This window comes from Actinophytocola sp., from assembly GCF_036378875.1.
Taxonomy (GTDB): Bacteria; Actinomycetota; Actinomycetes; order Mycobacteriales; family Pseudonocardiaceae; genus Actinophytocola.
On record NZ_DASUVO010000159.1, the window covers coordinates 1 to 18508 of the forward strand.

Genomic DNA, 18508 nt, shown 5'->3' on the forward strand with positions numbered 1-18508 from the left:
CCGCGGGGGCGGTGGGGTTCTGCTGGTCACCGACGCGATCGTGGCACCCCGCAGCGGGGGGCCACGATCCGATGATCAGTTCCCGGCGGTGGCGAAGCGGCGCTCGGTAGACGAGCTCCGGTGCGACATGGCACGATCCCGCAGGTGACCAGCGACCCCGCCGCGCACCTGAGCGACCTCGCGCGGCTGCGCCGCGTACGCGACCGGATGGACCGCGAGTACGCGCAGCCGCTGGACGTCGAGGCGCTCGCCCGCGGCGTGAACATGTCGGCCGGGCACCTCAGCCGGCAGTTCAAGCTCGCCTTCGGTGAGTCGCCGTACTCCTATCTGATGACGCGGCGCATCGAGCGGGCGATGGCGCTGCTGCGTCGTGGTGACCTCAGCGTCACCGAGGTCTGTTTCACGGTCGGCTGCTCGTCACTGGGGACCTTCAGCACCCGCTTCACCGAGCTGGTCGGGGTGCCGCCCAGCGTCTACCGGGACCAGGCGGCCGAGGCGACGGTGGGCATGCCGCCGTGCGTGGCGAAACAGGTGACCAGACCGATCAGGAATCGAGAAGCGCGGGCGCCGAGCCGCACCTAACGTGACCGCCATGGAAATCACCATTGCCCAGACCTACCTCCCCCACAACGACCCCGAGGCCGCCGTGGCCTTCTACCGCGACACGCTCGGCTTCGAGGTCCGCAACGACGTCGGCTACCAGGGGATGCACTGGATCACGGTCGGCCCAGCCACCCAGCCCGGCACGTCCATCGTCCTGTACCCGCCGGCCGCCACCCCCGGCCTCACCGACGACGAGCGCCGCACCATCACCGAGATGATGGCCAAGGACACGTTCGCCAGCATCAACCTGGCCACCAAGGACCTCGACGGGACCTTCGAGCGGCTGCAGGCGAGCGACGCCGAGGTCGTCCAGGAGCCGACCGAGCAGCCCTACGGCGTCCGCGACTGCGCCTTCCGCGACCCCTCGGGCAACATGATCCGCATCATGGAACAGCGCTGAGCCGCGCTTGAAACAGATGGAGACACGATGAGCACGGCCATGAGGACGAACACGCCCTCGCCGCACATCGCCGACAGCCATGACCTGATCCGCGTGCACGGCGCCCGCGAGAACAACCTCAAGGACGTCAGTATCGAGATCCCGAAACGCAGGCTGACGGTGTTCACCGGCGTCTCCGGCTCTGGCAAGAGCTCCCTGGTCTTCGACACGATCGCCGCGGAGTCGCAGCGGATGATCAACGAGACCTACAGCGCCTTCCTGCAGGGCTTCATGCCGACGCTGGCGCGGCCCGACGTCGACCTGCTGGAAGGGCTGACGACGGCGATCATCGTGAACCAGGAGCGGATGGGCGCCAACCCCCGCTCCACCGTCGGCACCGCGACCGACGCCAACGCGATGCTGCGCATCCTGTTCAGCAGGCTCGGGAAGCCGCACATCGGGCCGCCGACCGCCTACTCGTTCAACGTTCCGAAGCGCACCGCGAGCGGGTCGATGACCGTCGACAAGGGCAAGGGCGAGCGGGTCACGGTGCGCAACGCCGTCTACCACGGCGGCATGTGCGCGCGCTGCGAAGGCATGGGCTCGGTGAGCGACATCGACCTGACCGCGCTGTACGACGACAGCAAGTCGCTCAACGAGGGCGCGCTCACGATCCCCGGCTACAGCATGGAGGGCTGGTACGGCCGCATCTATCGCAGCGCCGGCTACTTCGACCCGGACAAGCCGATCCGCAAGTTCAACAAGAAGGAACTGCACGCGCTGCTGTACCAGGAGCCGACCAAGATCAAGGTCGACGGGATCAACCTGACGTACGCGGGGCTGATCCCACAGATCCAGAAGTCGTTCCTGTCCAAGGACGTCGACGCGATGCAACCGCACATCCGCGCCTTCGTGGAGCGAGCGGTGACGTTCACGATCTGTCCCGACTGCGACGGCACACGGCTGAGCGCGGAGGCCCTGTCGTCGAAGATCAAGGGCAAGAACATCGCCGACCTCTGCGCGATGCAGATCAGCGACCTGGCCGGCTGGGTCAGGGCCCTCAAGCTGCCCGCGGCGGCACCGCTGCTCAAAGGGCTGCAACACCTCCTCGACTCGTTCGCGGACATCGGCCTGGGTTACCTCTCGCTCGACCGGCCGGCGGGCACCCTGTCCGGCGGCGAGGCGCAGCGCACCAAGATGATCCGCCACCTCGGCTCGTCGCTCACGGACGTCACGTACGTCTTCGACGAGCCGACGATCGGTCTGCACCCCCACGACATCCAGCGGATGAACGACCTGCTGACGCAGCTGCGGAACAAGGGCAACACCGTGCTCGTCGTCGAGCACAAGCCGGAGACGATCGCGATCGCGGACCACGTCGTCGACCTCGGCCCCGGCGCCGGCACGGCGGGCGGCACCGTCTGTTTCGAGGGCAGCCTCGAAGGACTGCGGAAGAGCGGCACCATCACCGGCCGCCACCTCGACGACCGGGCCACCATCAAGGACTCGGTGCGGACGTCCACCGACGCGCTCGAGGTGCGCGGCGCGTCGACCCACAACCTGCGTGACGTCGACGTCGACATCCCGCTCGGCGTGTTGTGCGTGGTCACCGGCGTGGCAGGCTCCGGCAAGAGCTCACTGATCCACGGCTCGGTCGCCGGCCGCGACGGCGTGGTGGTGGTCGACCAGGGCGCGATCCGCGGCTCGCGACGGAGCAACCCGGCGACCTACACCGGTCTGCTCGAGCCGATCCGCAAGGCGTTCGCCAAGGCCAACGGCGTGAAGCCGGCGCTGTTCAGCGCCAACTCCGAGGGCGCGTGCCCGACCTGCAACGGCGCCGGTGTGATCTACACCGAGCTGGGGATCATGGAGACCGTCGCCACGACCTGCGAGGAGTGCGAAGGTAAGCGGTTCCAGGCGTCGGTGCTGGAGTACTCGCTGGGCGGCCGGAACATCGCCGAGGTGCTCGGGATGCCGGTGACCGAGGCCGAGGAGTTCTTCGGTGCTGGCGAGGCACGCACGCCGCCCGCGCACGCCATCCTCAGCCGGCTCGCCGACGTCGGACTCGGGTACCTGAGCCTCGGCCAGCCGTTGACGACGCTGTCCGGCGGTGAACGGCAGCGGCTCAAGCTGGCCACCCACATGGCCGAGAAGGGCGGCGTCTACGTCCTCGACGAGCCGACCACGGGCCTGCACCTCGCCGACGTCGAGCACCTGCTCGGCCTGCTCGACCGGCTCGTGGACGCCGGCAAGTCGGTCATCGTCATCGAGCACCACCAGGCCGTCATGGCGCACGCCGACTGGATCATCGACCTCGGCCCCGGCGCCGGGCACGACGGTGGCCGGATCGTCTTCGAGGGCACTCCGGCCGACCTCGTCGCCGCCCGCTCCACCGTCACCGGCGAGCACCTGGCGGCCTACGTCGGCGCCTGATCCTCCTGGGCCGCGGCGCGCAGCTCGCGGAACGCCGCGGCCAGGGCGGGCGGCTGATAGTGGGCGTTGAGCCCGCTCGGGTTGGGCAGCAACCACAACCGCGCACCGGCGAGCCGCTCGTCCTGCTCACCCATGGCCGCCTTCGGACGGTCGAACGCCGTTCTGTAGGCGGAGATGCCGACGACGGCGACGAAGGCCGGCGCGTACCGGGTCACCAGTGCGGTCAACCTCCGCGCGCCGGCGCGCAGTTCGTCACGGGTGAGCTCGTCGGCGCGGGCGGTGGCGCGGGCGGCGATGTTGGTCACGCCCAACCCGTGGGTGAGCAGCTCGTCCTGCTCGGCGGGGCTGAACTGGCGCGGGGTGAAGCCGGACTGGTGGAGCGCGGGCCAGAACCGGTTACCCGGCCGGGCGAAGTGGTGGCCGGTCGCCGCCGAGTACAGGCCGGGGTTGATGCCGCAGAACAGCACCGACAGTCCGGGCGCGACCACGTCCGGCACGGTCTTCGTATGCGCGGCGGCCAACTCGGCCGCGGAGGGCTTCGGCACGCCTCGGCAGTCTACGTACGGTCACCACTCCGCCGCGCGTGCCACGAGGAGGTCCCGCGCCCGCGCGATGTGCGGTTCGGCGAGGGCACCCGCGCGCACGGCCAGGTAGATCGTGTTGGTGGGCAGTTCACCCCGGATGATCACCTCACGGAGGGCACCGGTCGCGAGCTCGTACTCGCACAGGTATCTCGGCAGCACGGTCACACCCGCCCCGGCGATGGTCGCGGCCAGCACCGCCCGCAGGTCAGGGACCACGACGACCGCGCTGCCCGTGGGCGGTGTCTTGTAGACCGTGTGCCAGTAGCGGCGAATGAGCGGCAGGTCCTCGGCATACGCCACCCATGGCGCGTCGCCGAGGACGCCGGAGGTGTCCGGATAGTGCCAACGGTCCGCGGCGACGACGGTGAGTTCCTCGACGTAAAGAGGTTCGGCGGTGACGCCGCGAACGCGCGGTCTCGCCCCGGAGATCACCAGGTCCAGGCCACCTTTGACCAGCGCGTCGAGTAGCTCGTCCGGCATCCCGAAGGTGACGCGCAGGGCGGTGTCCGGCAGTTCCGCCAGTGCCGGCACCACCTTCACGCTGAGGAACTCGGCAGGGCCGCCGACGTGCAGCGCGACCTTGCCACCCACGAAGTCGCCTACCGCCGCTGCGAGGTCGTCGAGCGGACCGGCCAGCCTGCGCGCCAGGTCCTCGCCGGCCGCAGTGGTGGTGACGCCACGGGCGTGCCGGTGGAACAGGGGCTTCCTGACGCTCTTCTCGAGGGCCTTGAGCTGCGCCGTGACGGCAGGCTGGGACAGGCCGAGCAGCTGCGCGGCCGCGGTGATGGAGCCGGCGCGGTGCACGGTGAGGAACGTGCGGTACAGGTCAAGTGATGTCATCAGAAAACTGATGATACGCCACGTAAGTTCTATTGGTGCTCGATGGCTCCGACATGGCAACCTGTCCTCATGAACGCAATCCTGATGGCTCTGACCAGCCACGATGACCTGGGCGGCGTCCGCCCGACCGGTTTCTACGTGCCCGAGGCCGCGCATTCCTGGCGCGTCTTCCGGGACGCGGGCTACGCGGTCGACCTGGCGAGCGTGCGGGGTGGGCGCCCACCGATGGACGGCTACGACGCGGAGGACCCGACGCAACGGGAGTTCGTGGATCTCCCCGAACTGGGCGTGACACGACACGCGGCTGAGGTCGACGCCGTCGGCTACAACGCCATCTTCTACGTCGGCGGCCACGGCACCATGTGGGACTTCCCGAACGACACCGCCCTCGCTCGCCTGGGCCGCGACATCTACGAAGCGGGTGGTGTGGTCGGCGCTGTCTGCCACGGCCCGGCCGCACTGGTCAACCTGACGTTGTCGGACGGCACCTACCTCGTGGAGGGCAAGGAGGTCTCGGCCTTCACGAACGCGGAAGAACAGGCTGTCCACCTGACCGGGGTCGTGCCGTTCCTCCTGCAGACCGCGCTGGAAGACCGCGGCGCCAAACACGTCGCCGCGCCGAACTTCGAACGCCATGTCTCGGTGGCGGACCGCCTGGTGACGGGCCAGAACCCGGCGAGCACCACGCAGGCCGCGGAGGAGGTGGTGCGCCTGCTGACCGCCTGACCCCACGGCGACTCGCTCACCGTCAACCTTGGAAGGAGAGGTGACCCGTCACGATCGGATGTGACACACCTGGCCAGGCTGCGAGACGGGCTGGTGTTGATCGTGGGCCGGCCCGACGAGATCGACGAACAACGGCGGGAAGGGGGCGTTGGGTGCGCTGGTCGCCGAACGTGCTCACGTGTTGGGCTGGTTCGATCGCCCGTTCGGCGGTCTGGATGCGGTTGTTGGCCGATGGCTGGGAGCCGACCTCGTGATCGGGGCGAGGACGGGCGGACTGGGTGTCGTGGCTTTACCGGGCGTCGAAATGGAGTGAGGAGCGCACGGTCGCGGGCGTAGCGTCGGCGACCGTGATCGGTGAGGCGAACGCGGGAGATGACCCGGCGGACGGCTGGTTCCCCGAGAGCGTGGCCACGGGCTACGACGCCCCGTGCGGCGCCTGAGGTGGTGACGGCCGCGGTGGATGTCCTCGAAGACCTGGCCGACGGCCCGGTACTCGAGTTCGCCGTCGGGACCGGGCGAATCGCCGCGCCCCTGGCCGCTCGCGGTGTGCCGGTGAGCGGCATCGAGCTGAGCCGTGCCATGGCGGCGCGGATCGCGGGCAAGGCCGCGCACCTGCGGCCGGGCGGGCTGTTACTCGTCGAGGTGGGCCTGCCGGACCTGCGTCACCTATCGCCCTGGCAGGACACCGTCCCGAGATGGACCTCATGGCACGCATCGCCGGGATGAGCCTGAAGTACCGCTGGGCGGACTGGGACCGCTCGGAACTCACCGCCGAGAGCACCAAACACGTGTCGATCTGGGAGACAGACCGAGCGCGTGATGGCGGCTTCACGTGTAGTGGGGTCATAACGCTGTGTTGCAGACGACCCCGTTCTCTACCAGGATTTCACCACTGGTCACAGCGCGATTACGCAACGGCGCAACGACTTCGCGGCGGCAGTCCGCTGTGGCAGGAAGCACATTTTGTTGTCCCACGGAGGTTTGAAGCGAGGAGGAACGGGATACACCAAGCGACGCGCCGGTGTTGGCATCGGCGTCAGTGAGTCGTGACTCAACGAGGAGGTCCGTAGTGGACTCAAGGGGCAGTTGCCCGCCACTGGTCTATGCGCCCCCCTTGGGGCCGACACGTCGGGTTGCGACATGCGGGATGATGGCGTGGTGAGTTCAGAGCCGTTTCAAGACACCGGGCCCAAGCAGCCCGCCCCGTCCGGACTGTCCGTCCTGGTGGAACCGCATGGCGAAGCCGTCGTGCTGAACGTGGCCGGGGAGATTGATCTGGCCACCGCCCCACAGCTCGGCGAGTCCATCAACGCCGCCATGGAGCAGAAGCCCGGGACGTTGGTCGTGGACCTGAGCAAGGTCGACTTCCTCGCCTCCGCCGGCATGGCGGTGCTCATCGGCTGCCACCAGCAGGCCCAGGGCAACATTCGGTTCCGGATCGTCGCTACCGGCAGTGCCACCTTCCGTCCGATGGAACTGACAGGGATGACCGAAGAGATCTCGATCTACCACACTCGCGACGAGGCACTGGCTGCCGACTGAATGACCGCGCCGGTCGAGCGAGTGGAGACCGGAGGCTGAAAGTTGGGAGCTTCGGCCGTGAACCTGGGGCAGCAGGACCTGGACAGCGTCCCAGAGGGGGACCTGCACTTCCGGGTTCCCGCTGTGCCCGGCCGGCTCGCCGGCTTACGTCACGCTCTTGCCGAGTGGGCCGTCCGGGCCGGGCTTCCCGAGGAAGACACCGAGGCGCTCGTGCTCGCGAGCTACGAGGCGATGGCGAACACCGTCGAGCACGCCTACCGCGACCAGACCCAAGGCCTGCTGGAAGTCAAGGCACAGGTCGACGACGCCTCGGCGAGGGTCGTCGTCACGGTCACCGACTACGGAAAGTGGAAGCCGCCTCAACCGGGCGGCGGTCTACGCGGCCGCGGACTGTCGCTCATCCGAGGCCTGACGAAGACCGCGACGATCAACCCGACCACCGGCGGCACCACTGTGACAATGTTCTGGCCCCTGCCCAGCGGTAACGAGTAACCGCAATTCTTTCCCCGAATCTCGCGGCCATTCGCAAAAAGAAAGCATTCTGCGCCCCGTATCCGGATCATGCCCGTCCGTAATCGAATTACTCTTGATGGTCCGTCCCGGACGGTCGCTTGGGTCCGTTCGGGCGATTCGCCCGTGTCTGCGGCGCAGGTAGCGTCCTTTCCTGAGTGGGCATGGCAGGAAAGGCGCGTGGAATATGAGCGAGGTCGACGGTAGCCACTATCGGGTGGTGGTCAACGACGAAGAGCAGTACTCCATTTGGCCCGTCGAACAAGAGCTGCCACCGGGATGGCACGCGGAGGGCACCGAGGGTGCCCGTACCCACTGTCTCGAGCACATCGACCGGGTCTGGACCGATATGCGGCCACGTAGCGTTAGGGAGTACCTCTCCGCATAACCGGGAAGCCGTGACGGCCGGCACCCGCTGAACACCTCTGTCTGGGGTCTTCCGTTACCTGATTGAGGCTCTCGCATGCCCTCGACCAGGTATTGCCACAATCTCGGGCGCCGCCGCACCGAACCGAAAACAAAGACGCGACAATTGCCGCCAGGCACTTGTCGCGGTTTTTGACGACCTCGCATTCCAGCGGGATGCGTTGGAGGTTTCGTGCACCCAAAAACAGCCGCAAGCCCAGAGACCAGCTATCCCGCGCTACCGCTACAGCAGGGGATGCTCTTCAACGGGCTGCGTCTTCCGGATGCGGGCATCGACGTCGTCCAGTGCGTCATCCGGTGGCCGAACCTGGACGTGACCAGGTACCGCGCAGCATGGGAACGCGCAGTCGCGCGACACCCAATCCTGCGCACCGGCTTCCAACTCGCAGGCGACGCCGACCCGACACAGGTGGTGCACCCAGCGGCAACCCTCGACTTCTCCGTCCGCACCGACAACCTGCCGGACTTCCTCACCACAGACCGACTCCGCGGCTTCCCCTTCGACGAACCACCACTAGTCCGAGTCACGGTCCTGGACCGTGCCCCAAGCAGTCCGAGGCAGGACGCCCCCCGATCGAGTGACACCAGCCTGGGCGAAACTCAACGGACCGGAACGACAAGAGGAGAAGCTGGCCAGAACAGCTCCGGTGGGACCTGCCTCGATGGCGCCGCCTCCGGCGAGGCCGGTTCCGGCGAGGCCGGTTCCGGCGAGGCCACCTCCAATGGCACCTCCCCCAGCAACACCACCGGCGAAGCCACCTCCGAAAGCACCCCCTCCAGCGACGCCGGCTCCGGTGGGGCTGGTGGCAGCGTGGTCGTTCGCGATGCGGGTGGGGCCGACGAGGGCGGTCAGGGCGATGTGATCGTCGTCGTGTCGCTTCACCATGCTGTGCTTGATGGGCGTTCGCTCGCGATGTTGCTTCTCGAGGTTGACAGTGACTATGAAGGGCGGCCTCTGTTTCCTGTTCGGGGTCGTTATCGGGAGTTCGTCGAGTGGTACGTTCGGCGTAACCAGGTCGGCGGGCATGCCGCTGAGCAGGATCGCTTGTTCTGGGCCTCGCATCTCGCCGGGGTGAGCGGTGCTACGCCACTGCCCTTTGGGAAGAGTGCTGACGCCGGCGGTGGGTTGGCCGCCGGGCGGGCCGGTGAGGTTGTTCGGTTCTCGTTGTCCGCCGAGGAAACTCTTGCCCTGCAGCGGGTTGCTGACGCCGAGAGCGTCACCCTCAACACGATCGTCCTTGCCGCTTGGGGGCTTGTGCTCGCGGCCCACGCCGGGACCGATGACGTCGTGCTTGGTGTTACTCGTTCCGTGCGGCATGGGTCCGTGCCCGAAGCGAACAGCATCATCGGCATGTTGCTCGCCACCGTTCCTCTTCGGGTCATCGTTGATCGGACGTTGTCCGTCGGGGAGTGGTTGCGGGAGGTTCGGCGTGCGGCCGTGTCGGTCCGCGATCATCAGCTCACCCCGCTTGCCGAGATCCAGCGCTGTGCTGGCACCACCGATCTCCTCTCCAGCCTCGTGCTCTTCGAGCGGCAGGATCTGGAGACGCTCCTGCGTCGGGAGAATCCACGTTGGACGGACCGGTCAGTCACACTGCATCGCCGGCTTGCCTATCCGCTCACCGTCTACGCCTTCGCCGAGCCAGTACTGAACGTCACGATCACTGACGACCGGTACAGCCGCGCTGAGGCTGACGTGCTCGCCGGACACCTGCGTTCCGCCCTGGTCCAGCTCTCGCGGAGTCCACTTCGGAGGGTTGCGGGGTTGACGATCGCGCCCGACGCGGAGATGACGCGGCTCGTTTCCGGCGAGCATCGGGACTATCCGCGGGATGCCACCATTCCGGAGCTGTTCGACCTGCAGGTTCGGCGGAATCCGCATGCCGATGCCGTCCTGGATGGTGACGTCTGGCTGAGTTACGCCGATCTCGCCGAGCGTGCCGATCGCATTTCCGCTGCCCTCCGGCGGCGTGGCGTCGGTCTCGAAGAGACAGTGGCAGTCGCGTTGCCGCGTGGCGCTCGGATGATTACCGCCTTCCTCGGTGTGCTCAAGGCTGGGGCCGCCTACCTGCCCATTGACGCCAGCCACCCGCCGGCTCGCAACGCCGTCATGCTTGCCGACTCCGGCGCCACGGTGATCATCGCGGACGGCGGGGACTGGGCGGTCGACGTCATGAACATCGACGAACTGCCTGCCGCACCACCAGTCGCTTGTCCTGCCCGGGCCGACAGCCTCGCGTACCTCAACTACACCTCGGGGTCCACCGGGACGCCCAAAGGTGTTGCCGTGCCGCATCGTGGGGTGGTTCGGCTCGTCAGCGAACCCAACTACGCCCAGGTCGGCCCAGGACAGACCTTTCTGCACGCCTCCGCTCCCTCGTTCGACGTCACCACGTTCGAGATCTGGGGTGCGTTGCTCACCGGCGCCCGGGTCGTGCCGGCGCCGCCCGGACCGCTCGATCCGCCCGTCCTCGCCACACTCCTCAAGGAGCACGACGTCAGCGTGCTGTGGTTGACCGCGGGGTTGTTCCACCAACTCGTCGAGTACGACGTCAGCACGTTGTCCGAAGTGGACCAGTTGTTGGCGGGTGGGGACGTGCTCGCGCCCGACGCGGTCCGTGCCGCTCTCTCGGCTCGGGGTGGGAAGCCGGTCGTCAACGGCTACGGGCCTACCGAGAACACCACGTTCACCAGCTGCCACATCATGCGTGGGCCGGATGATCTCGGAACCTCCACGCCGATCGGGCGGCCGATTCAACAGACCACCGTCCACGTGCTGGACGACGACCTGCGACCAGTGCCGATCGGCGCTGTCGGCGAGCTGTACTCCGGTGGCGACGGCGTTGCTCGCGGGTACCTCAACCGGCCCGCTCTCACCGCCGCCAAGTTCCTGCCCGATCCCTTCGGCCCGCCCGGGTCACGCATGTACCGCACCGGTGACCGCGCGCGGTGGCGGGCCGACGGCACGCTCGAGTTCCTCGGGCGGGTGGACAACCAGGTCAAGGTTCGCGGGTTCCTGGTCGAGCCCGGCGAGACGGAAGCGGTGCTGCGCACGCATCCGCAGGTCAGGGACGCCGCCGTCGTGGTGCGCGGTCGCGACGACATGCGCCAGCTGGTTGCCTACCTCGCTCCCACCGCAGGAACACTCGAACTCACCAACGTGCGTACGCATGTCGCCGCCGCCCTGCCCGAGTACCTGCGGCCCGCGATCTACCAGGTGCTTCCTCGACTTCCGTTGAACGCCAGTGGAAAGGTCGATCGGGCCAACCTTCCGGCACCCATGACCACTGTGGACAGTGAACGCCTTCCGCTGGTCACGGATGGACAGCGGCGGATGGCCGCTGTCTGGTGTGCGTTGCTCGGCGTCGACGACATCGGGGCTGGTGACGACTTCTTCGATCTCGGCGGCAACTCGTTGCTTGCCATGCGGCTCACGTTCCGGATCCGGGACACGTTCGGTGTCGAGGTGCCGCTCAAGGAGATCTACCGGGCCGGCACGCTCGCCGCACTCGCCGAATCCGTTGCCACAGCGACGACACCCGCCACCAACGGGATCGTGCGGCGTGATCGAGCCGCGTATCGGGCCGGACCTCCCGCACACCTGGCGGCGGCGTCGGACCGCAACTGGGCGCTGTGGCGGTGGGTCGAGCTTCGGGGCACAGGTTTCGACATCGCCCCCATGCTCGACCTCGCCAGTCCGGACTGTGCCGAGGCAGCCGCGCACGTCCTGGCCTGTGAGCAGGAGTTCCACGCGTATCGGAGCGCCGTCCTCGACGGCATCAAGGCCGAGTTGGTGACCGCGCCCGCCGACGCGAAGCCCGCGTTGCGTAAAGGGTCCAAGCTGATCTGCAAGGGACGGCTCGGCGAAGTGGGCCCCTACCTCGGGCAACGACCCCACGTCGAGGACCTGCTGGCCGCCGCGGCCGCGCTCGACGACGCGCGGGCGGCCTATGCCACCGCTTTCGCCGCGGGCGCCGAGCACGTCGGGGTGGCGCTGCGAGATGTGGCCCGCGATCCCAAATTCCGTGAGGCGGTGGCCTGGCAGAACCCGCGGGCACTCCACACGGCCGTCGACTCGCTGGCCAACACCGAGGCACCGCGGCGCAACTCCCAGTACCGGCAGTGGATCGCGCTCGTCACCAGCTACCTCCAGCGGTACACCACCAAGAACGACACGATCGGCTTCTTCGGGCCGGTCGGGTGGGCACGTGTCACCGACAATGCCCGCGCCCTGGAGGTACGGCCGGGGCCGGACCTCCTCGCGCAGCGGACCGTGTACCTGGAGAACTGGGCGGTGCACGAACTCGCTCGCGCACTGTCCACACCAGACGCATTGCCGTGGGCGACACCGCGGCGAATGCCGTTCGTCGGGATCGACGGCAACCTCCTCCACGTCCCGCTCCAGGCTCCGGTCGAGTTGCCGGACGACGACGCCGCCGTGCTTCGTGCGGTCGACGGCGTCCGAACCGCGCACGAGATCGCCGCCGCCCTGCCTGGGGTGGACGTCCTCGCCGTCCTGGCACGTCTGAAGGACGAGCGGCGGATCGCGTGGAGCTTCGAGGTGTCGCCCGCCGAACTGGTGCCGCAGCGGACATTGTGGGAGCAGCTGGTCAGGATCGACGACCCCGCTGTGCGTGAACCCGCGCTCGCCGCGCTCGACGAACTGGAGGCAGGCCGCCAGGCAGTGGCGGACGCCGTCGGGGATCCGGATCGGCTCACCAGCGCGACGGCCGCGCTCCAGGACGTGTTCACCCGGCACACCGGGACCGCGGCCGTACGCCGACCCGGCAAGTTCTACGCCGGACGCACGCTCGTGTACGAGGAGTGTCGGCGTGATCTCGACGTCGTGATCGGGCCGGACCTGCTCGCGACACTCATGCCGCCCCTGTCGCTGATGCTGGAGAGCGCTCGCTGGTTCACCTCGGCCGGCGCCGCGCTGTTCCGGCGAGCGTTGCGGGACACGTTTCGCTCGCGCGGCGAACCGACCGTCCGGCTCGCCGACTTCTGGTTGTGGGCCAACGACATCATCTTCCGGCTCGACAAGCGGGTCATCGGTCGGCTGACGACGGCACTGCAGGAACGCTGGGCCGCCATCCTGCAGGTCGATCTCACGCAGCGCCGGGTCAGCGTGAGTGCGGATGGCGTGCGGGACAAGGTGTCCTCGGCGTTCGCGGCACCCAGGCCGGGGTGGCGTAGCGCTGTCCAGCACAGCCCCGACGTCATGATCGCGGCCCGGGACGTGGCGGCCATTCATGCCGGCGACTTCCAGTGGGTTCTCGGCGAGCTGCACGCGGGTGTGAACACCATGCGATCGGCGCTGTTCGTGTCGCAACACCCGAACGCCGCCGAACTGCACACCGCCATGGCCCACGATCTCGCCGGTCCGCGGATCGTGCTCGCCGCGACCCGTGAGGAGGGCGGCACACCGCAGCGGCTCGCCGACGCGCTCGTCCAGCCGACCGACCTCCGCGTGGTGTCCGCGCACGACGCCTGCGGACCGGACCTCGTTGGGGCGACGCTGGTCGCGGACCTACTGGTGTCCGAAACAGACGGTCGACTGGTGGCCCACGACCGGTCCGGCCACGTGCGGATGGATCTCGTCGAACTGGTGAGCGAGCAGCTGATGGGTCAGCTGGTGCAGCACTTCCGGCCACTGCCGGCGGCACCGCACACCCCGCGTGTGACGATCGACAAGCTCGTGGTCAGCCGGGAGAACTGGCGGCTGCCGTCCCGGGACCTGTCGTTCGCGTTCGCGGCGGACGAGCCGACCCGGTACCTCCGCGCGCAGAAATGGCGGCGCGCCACGGGACTGCCGCGGTTCGTGTTCGTGAAGAGCCCGGTGGAGTTCAAGCCGTTCTACGTCGACCTCGAGAACCTGCCGTCGGTCGAGCAGTTCGCGCACGCGATCCGCGCGCTGGACCGCGAGGAGCCGGATGGGCACATGAGCATCGGCGAGATGCTGCCCGGTCCGGACGAGTTGTGGCTCACCGACGCCGCCGGCGCCAGGTACACCGCGGAGTTCCGTTTCGTCGCCGTGGACCGCCGCGGCCCTGCCCCGGAAGGTCAGTCGTGAACACCGACTCGTTCGTCTTTCCCACCTCGTCCGGACAGCGCCGGCTGTGGCTGCTGGACCAGCTGATCCCGGGCAGCCCGGCATACAACATCGGCTGGCACGTGCGGCTGACCGGACCGCTGGACAAGTCCCGGCTCGCGTGGGCACTCACGTCCGTGGTCAACCGGCACGAGGCGTTACGCACGACGTTCACCGCCACCGATGGTCTACCGGCCCAGGTGGTGGTGTCGCATGTCGACGTACCCCTGCCGGACATCGTCGAGTCCACAATAGACATGCTGGTGCGCCAGCCGTTCGATCTCGCCACCGGACCGCTCGTCCGGGCCGGGCTTGCCACGGTCGGCCCGGACGAGCACCTTCTCCTGCTGGTCGTGCACCACGCGGTCGTCGACGGGTGGTCGTGCGGCATCCTGTTCGACGAGCTGGCACGCTGTTACGCCGGCGAGACACTCGCGGAGCCGGCCATCCAGTACCCGGACTACGCGGTGTGGCAACGAGAACAGGTCGAGGCCAACGCGTTCGCCGGCGCCGCACGGTACTGGCAGGCCGAGCTGGCCGGTATCCCGACCGTGTTGCCGCTGCCGACCGATCGGTCGCGGTCGGCGGCCTCAGCGCGTGGCGCAGAGCTGGTCCGAAACCTCGGACCTGTGGCGGACGCGTCGTTCGGCACGCTTCTCGCGGTCTACCAGGCATTGCTGCACCGGCTGACGGGGCTGACGGAGTTCCTCGTCGCCACCCCGGTGTCCGGCCGCACCCGGCCCGAGACCGAGCACCTCGTCGGCTTCCTGGCCAACACCCTCGCGTTGCCGGCCCGGATCCCGCCGGGGACGACGTTCGCGCAGCTGAACAAGCAAACCGCGGAGGCGGTGGCCGGTGCGCTCGCCAACCAGGATCTGCCGTTCGAGGACCTCGTCGACCTGTTGGCACCGCAGCGGACGCTCATGCACGCGCCGGTCGCTCAGGTCATGTTCGCGGTCGAACCGGTGCCCGCACCGATCACTGTGGACGGCCTGACGATCGCACCGCGCCTGCTGCCCAACGGCGGCTCGAAGTTCGACCTGTTCCTGACCGTCGTACCTGGACAGGACGGCTGGTACGCCAAGTGGAACTACGACACCGACCTGTTCGACGAGACCAGCGTCCGGCGCTTCGCGGACCTGTACGCGACGCTGCTCGAGAACGCGCTCGCCGAGCCGGACCGGCCGATCGCCGAGATCCCGCTCGGTGACACGACTCGCGCGGTCGTGGCCACCCCGCCGGCCGGCGAGGTCACGTTCGACCTCGCGCGTTTCGGTGACGCGCCAGCGGTGTCCGACGCGTCCGGCACGTTCACCTACCGCGAGCTGGACGAGACCGCGAACCGGCTCGCGCACCTGTTGCGTGCCAAGGGGGTTGGTCCGGACGTCCCGGTGGCGCTGTGCCTCGAACGTGGCAGGCACGTCGTGGCCGGCATCCTGGCCGTGTGGCGAGCCGGCGGCGGCTACCTGCCGTTGGACCCGAGCTGGCCGGTCGACCGCCTCACCAAGATGGTCACGGACGCCGGTTGCCCGGTGTTGGTCACGCACGACGCGGCTGGTGTCGAACTCCCCGGCGCACCAACGGTGATCAACCTCGACTCGGCCGACCTGGCGACGCGGCCCACCACACCACTGGAGCCGACCGCGAGACCGGACACCCTGTCCTATCTGCTCTACACGTCCGGTTCCACCGGCAGACCGAAGGGTGTCACGCTCACGCACGGCGGTGTGCACAACCTGCTGTCCGCAATGGACGAGCTGCTGGGTCTCAGTGCGGATGACCACCTCGGGTCGATCTCCAGCCCGTCGTTCGACGTGTCGATCGTGGAGATGTTCGCTCCCCTGCTTCGAGGCGCGCGGGTCACGATCCTGCCGGCGACCGAGGTGTCCGACGGGCACGTGCTGCGGCAGCGGTTGGTCGAGGTCGGGGCGACCGTGGTGCAGGGCACGCCGTCCGCGTGGCGGCTGCTCGTGGCAACGGGCGGGGTGCCGGCCGGCGTGCGGCTGCGGGTCACCGGCGGCGAGGCGCTGACCAGCGAACTCGCCGCCGAGCTGACGTCCGGTGACACCCGGTTGATCAACGCGTACGGCCCGACCGAGACCACTGTGTACTCCACGGCCGGGACCGTCTCCCATGGACTGGCGCCGATCCGGTTGGGTGGGCCGGTCGGCGCCACCACGCTGCACGTCCTCGACCCGGCCATGCGGCCCGTGCCCGAGGGTGTGCTCGGTGAGTTGTACATCGGTGGCGCGGGAGTCGCGCGTGGCTACCACAACCGGCCGTCGCTCACCGCTGAGCGGTTTCGGCCGAACCCGTTCAGCGCCACCCCGGGTACCCGGCTGTACGCGACCGGTGACCTCGTGCGGTTACGTGACGGCGAGCTGGAGTTCCTCGGCCGCGCCGACAACCAGGTGAAGGTTCGCGGGTTCCGCATCGAGCTCGGCGAGATCGAGTCCGTGCTGCGGGAGCACAACCTGGTGCGGGACGCGGTCGTGACGGCCTGGCGGCACAGCGACACCGACGTGCGACTCGTCGGTTACGTCCTGCCCGGACCGCGCCTCGAACCGCTCGAACTGCGACCGTGGCTGGCGACCCGGCTGCCGGAGTACATGGTGCCGAGCCTGATCATGACGATCGACGCGGTGCCGAGGACACCCACCGGCAAGGTGGACCGGTCCGCGCTGCCGGAACCGGTGTGGGCGCCGAGCCGCATGCGGGTGGTCGCGCCTCGCACCGACGTGGAGCGGCGGCTTTCGCTGGCGTGGCGGGAGGTGTTGGGTCTCGGGCCGGCTGTGGACCTCGGCGTCCACGACGACTTCTTCGCCATGGGTGGGCATTCGCTGACGGCCACACAGCTGCTCGCCCGGATTCGCACACAGCTGTCGGTGACGCTACCGCTCGCGACGCTGTTCGGTGCGCCCACGATCGCCGGTCTCGCCGAGGCAGTCGAGAAAACACGGTCCGGCGCGATCGCGGACAGGCCGAGGACACTGCTCGACCAGCTGGACGAGCTGTCGGACGCGGAGGTCGACAAGCTGCTGAGCACCCTCATCGAGGACTGTGAATCATGACAGAGGTAATCGTTGCTGGTGCCGGTCTTTCAGGCTCGCTCGTCGCGATTTATCTGGCTCGCCGAGGCTATGGCGTCCGGGTCGTCGAGCGGCGACCGGATCCCCGAGAGTCCACAGCGGAGGGACGGTCGATCAACCTCGGGATGTCGCAACGTGGCATCCAGGCGTTACGCGAGGTCGGGCTGCTCCACGTGCTGTGGCCGAAGACCACGCCCATGCGTGGCCGCATGGTGCATGCTCCCGATGGGACGCAGTCGTTCCATCCCTATGGCACCGAGGACCATCAGATCCTGCATTCGATCCTGCGGGACGAGCTGAACGCTGCACTCATCGACAAAGCGGAAGCGAAGGGCGTCCGGTTCGACTTCGCGCACAAGGTGACCGGCCTCGACAAGGCACTGCCGGCGGTGACGGTCGCGAACCCGGCCGGTGAGGTCCAGGAGCTGAAGGCGGACCTGGTGATCGGCGCGGACGGCGCGTTCTCCGCCGTGCGCGGGCACCTGCTGAAGGGTGAGCGGGCCGAGTTCTACCAGGAGTTCATGGACTGGGGCTACAAGGAGATCACGATCCCCTACCACGAGCGGACCCGCCTGGAGGCACTGCATCTCTGGCCGGGCCGCACCGGGCTCGTGGTCGCGCACCCGAACTACGACGGCACACTCACCGCGACCGTCTTCCTCCCGTTCGAGGGGCCGGGGTCGTTCGCCGAACTGACCACACCGGACCGCGTGGCGGCGCACTGTGCTGCCGAGTTCTCGGACCTGCCCGAACTGGTGCCGAACCTCGTCGACCAGTTCCTGGCCCACCCGGTCGGGAACCTCGTCACCATCCGCACCAACCCGTGGCAGCACGACGGCAAGGTCGTGTTGATCGGCGATGCCGCACATGCCGTGTACCCGTTCTACGGACAGGGTATGAACGCGGCGTTCGAGGACTGCTCCGTGCTCGACAAGTGCCTGGCCGGCGGCGACATCGTGGCCGGGTTGCGGGAGTTCGAACGGCTGCGTCGCCCGCACACGGACGTGCTGGCCGAACTGTCCAAACAGAACTTCCTGGAACTGCGGGACGGCATGCGCTCCCCACTGTTCGTCGCCCGCAAGAAGGCGGACCTGCTACTGCACCAGCTCTTCCCGAACGCGTGGACACCGCTTTACACGATGATCGCGCACACCACCACCCCGTACGGCGACGCGCTGGCCAGGGCGCGGCGTCAGGACCGCGTACTGGCCGCTCTGTCCACTGTGGCCGCCATGGCGATGACCGCGCTCCTGGCGACCCGATCGAAAAGGCAGGTTCCGTAGTC

Annotated in this window: 12 protein-coding genes and 1 pseudogene; 11 read left to right on the forward strand and 2 right to left on the reverse strand. The window is 68.4% G+C overall.

Annotated features, from left to right (window positions below; all coding sequences use genetic code 11):
* Positions 1–144 precede the first annotated feature (144 nt).
* From VF106_RS44050 to VF106_RS44060, 3 genes are read left to right on the forward strand one after another with little or no spacing between them, the layout of a single operon-like run.
* Positions 145–582 (forward strand): helix-turn-helix transcriptional regulator, encoded by a 438-nt coding sequence (locus VF106_RS44050; RefSeq protein ID WP_330846014.1) that lies wholly within the window; start codon positions 145–147, stop codon positions 580–582.
* A gap of 10 nt (positions 583–592) precedes the next feature.
* Positions 593–1003 (forward strand): VOC family protein, encoded by a 411-nt coding sequence (locus VF106_RS44055; protein WP_330846015.1) that lies wholly within the window; start codon positions 593–595, stop codon positions 1001–1003.
* 27 nt (positions 1004–1030) lie between these two features.
* The gene (locus VF106_RS44060) at positions 1031–3415 is read left to right on the forward strand and encodes an ATP-binding cassette domain-containing protein (protein ID WP_330846016.1); all 2385 of its coding nucleotides are present in this window, start codon (positions 1031–1033) and stop codon (positions 3413–3415) included.
* On the opposite strand, the gene mug is transcribed toward VF106_RS44060, so the two are convergent.
* Both mug and VF106_RS44070 read right to left on the reverse strand, forming a co-directional pair.
* Entirely contained in the window at positions 3400–3960 is a 561-nt protein-coding gene (gene mug / locus VF106_RS44065; protein ID WP_330846017.1) for a G/U mismatch-specific DNA glycosylase, read from the reverse strand. The two genes, VF106_RS44060 and mug, sit on opposite strands and share 16 nt — an antisense overlap.
* Before the next feature lie 21 nt (positions 3961–3981).
* Complete coding sequence (locus tag VF106_RS44070) at positions 3982–4839, reverse strand: LysR family transcriptional regulator (protein ID WP_330846018.1); 858 nt, start codon at positions 4837–4839, stop codon at positions 3982–3984.
* 69 nt (positions 4840–4908) lie between these two features.
* Here VF106_RS44070 and VF106_RS44075 point away from each other — a divergent pair, with 69 nt between their 5' ends.
* The 8 genes and pseudogenes from VF106_RS44075 to VF106_RS44110 all read left to right on the forward strand — a co-directional run bounded on the left by VF106_RS44075 (position 4909) and on the right by VF106_RS44110 (position 18506).
* Complete coding sequence (locus VF106_RS44075) at positions 4909–5565, forward strand: type 1 glutamine amidotransferase domain-containing protein (protein WP_330846019.1); 657 nt, start codon at positions 4909–4911, stop codon at positions 5563–5565.
* 347 nt (positions 5566–5912) lie between these two features.
* Positions 5913–6368 (forward strand): annotated as a pseudogene (locus tag VF106_RS44080) (class I SAM-dependent methyltransferase); the annotation flags it as partial.
* Between the two features lie 355 nt (positions 6369–6723).
* Positions 6724–7107, forward strand: coding sequence for an STAS domain-containing protein (locus VF106_RS44085; RefSeq protein ID WP_330846020.1), 384 nt, complete (start codon positions 6724–6726; stop codon positions 7105–7107).
* Between the two features lie 57 nt (positions 7108–7164).
* Positions 7165–7599 (forward strand): ATP-binding protein, encoded by a 435-nt coding sequence (locus VF106_RS44090; protein ID WP_330846021.1) that lies wholly within the window; start codon positions 7165–7167, stop codon positions 7597–7599.
* Between the two features lie 205 nt (positions 7600–7804).
* Positions 7805–8005, forward strand: a complete 201-nt coding sequence (locus tag VF106_RS44095; RefSeq protein ID WP_330846022.1) for an MbtH family protein — start codon at positions 7805–7807, stop codon at positions 8003–8005.
* Between the two features lie 273 nt (positions 8006–8278).
* Complete coding sequence (locus VF106_RS44100) at positions 8279–14116, forward strand: non-ribosomal peptide synthetase (protein WP_414639209.1); 5838 nt, start codon at positions 8279–8281, stop codon at positions 14114–14116.
* The gene (locus tag VF106_RS44105) at positions 14113–17205 is read left to right on the forward strand and encodes a non-ribosomal peptide synthetase (RefSeq protein WP_330846023.1); all 3093 of its coding nucleotides are present in this window, start codon (positions 14113–14115) and stop codon (positions 17203–17205) included. The genes VF106_RS44100 and VF106_RS44105 overlap by 4 nt, the downstream gene beginning before the upstream one ends.
* Positions 17202–18506 (forward strand): FAD-dependent oxidoreductase, encoded by a 1305-nt coding sequence (locus tag VF106_RS44110; RefSeq protein ID WP_330846024.1) that lies wholly within the window; start codon positions 17202–17204, stop codon positions 18504–18506. Before VF106_RS44105 ends, VF106_RS44110 begins: the two co-directional genes overlap by 4 nt.
* The last annotated feature ends 2 nt before the right edge of the window (positions 18507–18508 follow it).

Bases quoted from the DNA above. Each gene is read 5' to 3' on its own strand.
- VF106_RS44095 (WP_330846022.1), top strand. From the start codon at position 7,805: ATGAGCGAGGTCGACGGTAGCCACTATCGGGTGGTGGTCAACGACGAA.
- VF106_RS44055 (WP_330846015.1), top strand. From the start codon at position 593: ATGGAAATCACCATTGCCCAGACCTACCTCCCCCACAACGACCCCGAG.
- VF106_RS44100 (WP_414639209.1), top strand. From the start codon at position 8,279: ATGCTCTTCAACGGGCTGCGTCTTCCGGATGCGGGCATCGACGTCGTC.
- VF106_RS44070 (WP_330846018.1), bottom strand. From the start codon at position 4,839: ATGACATCACTTGACCTGTACCGCACGTTCCTCACCGTGCACCGCGCC.
- VF106_RS44075 (WP_330846019.1), top strand. From the start codon at position 4,909: ATGAACGCAATCCTGATGGCTCTGACCAGCCACGATGACCTGGGCGGC.
- VF106_RS44110 (WP_330846024.1), top strand. From the start codon at position 17,202: ATGACAGAGGTAATCGTTGCTGGTGCCGGTCTTTCAGGCTCGCTCGTC.
- VF106_RS44060 (WP_330846016.1), top strand. From the start codon at position 1,031: ATGAGCACGGCCATGAGGACGAACACGCCCTCGCCGCACATCGCCGAC.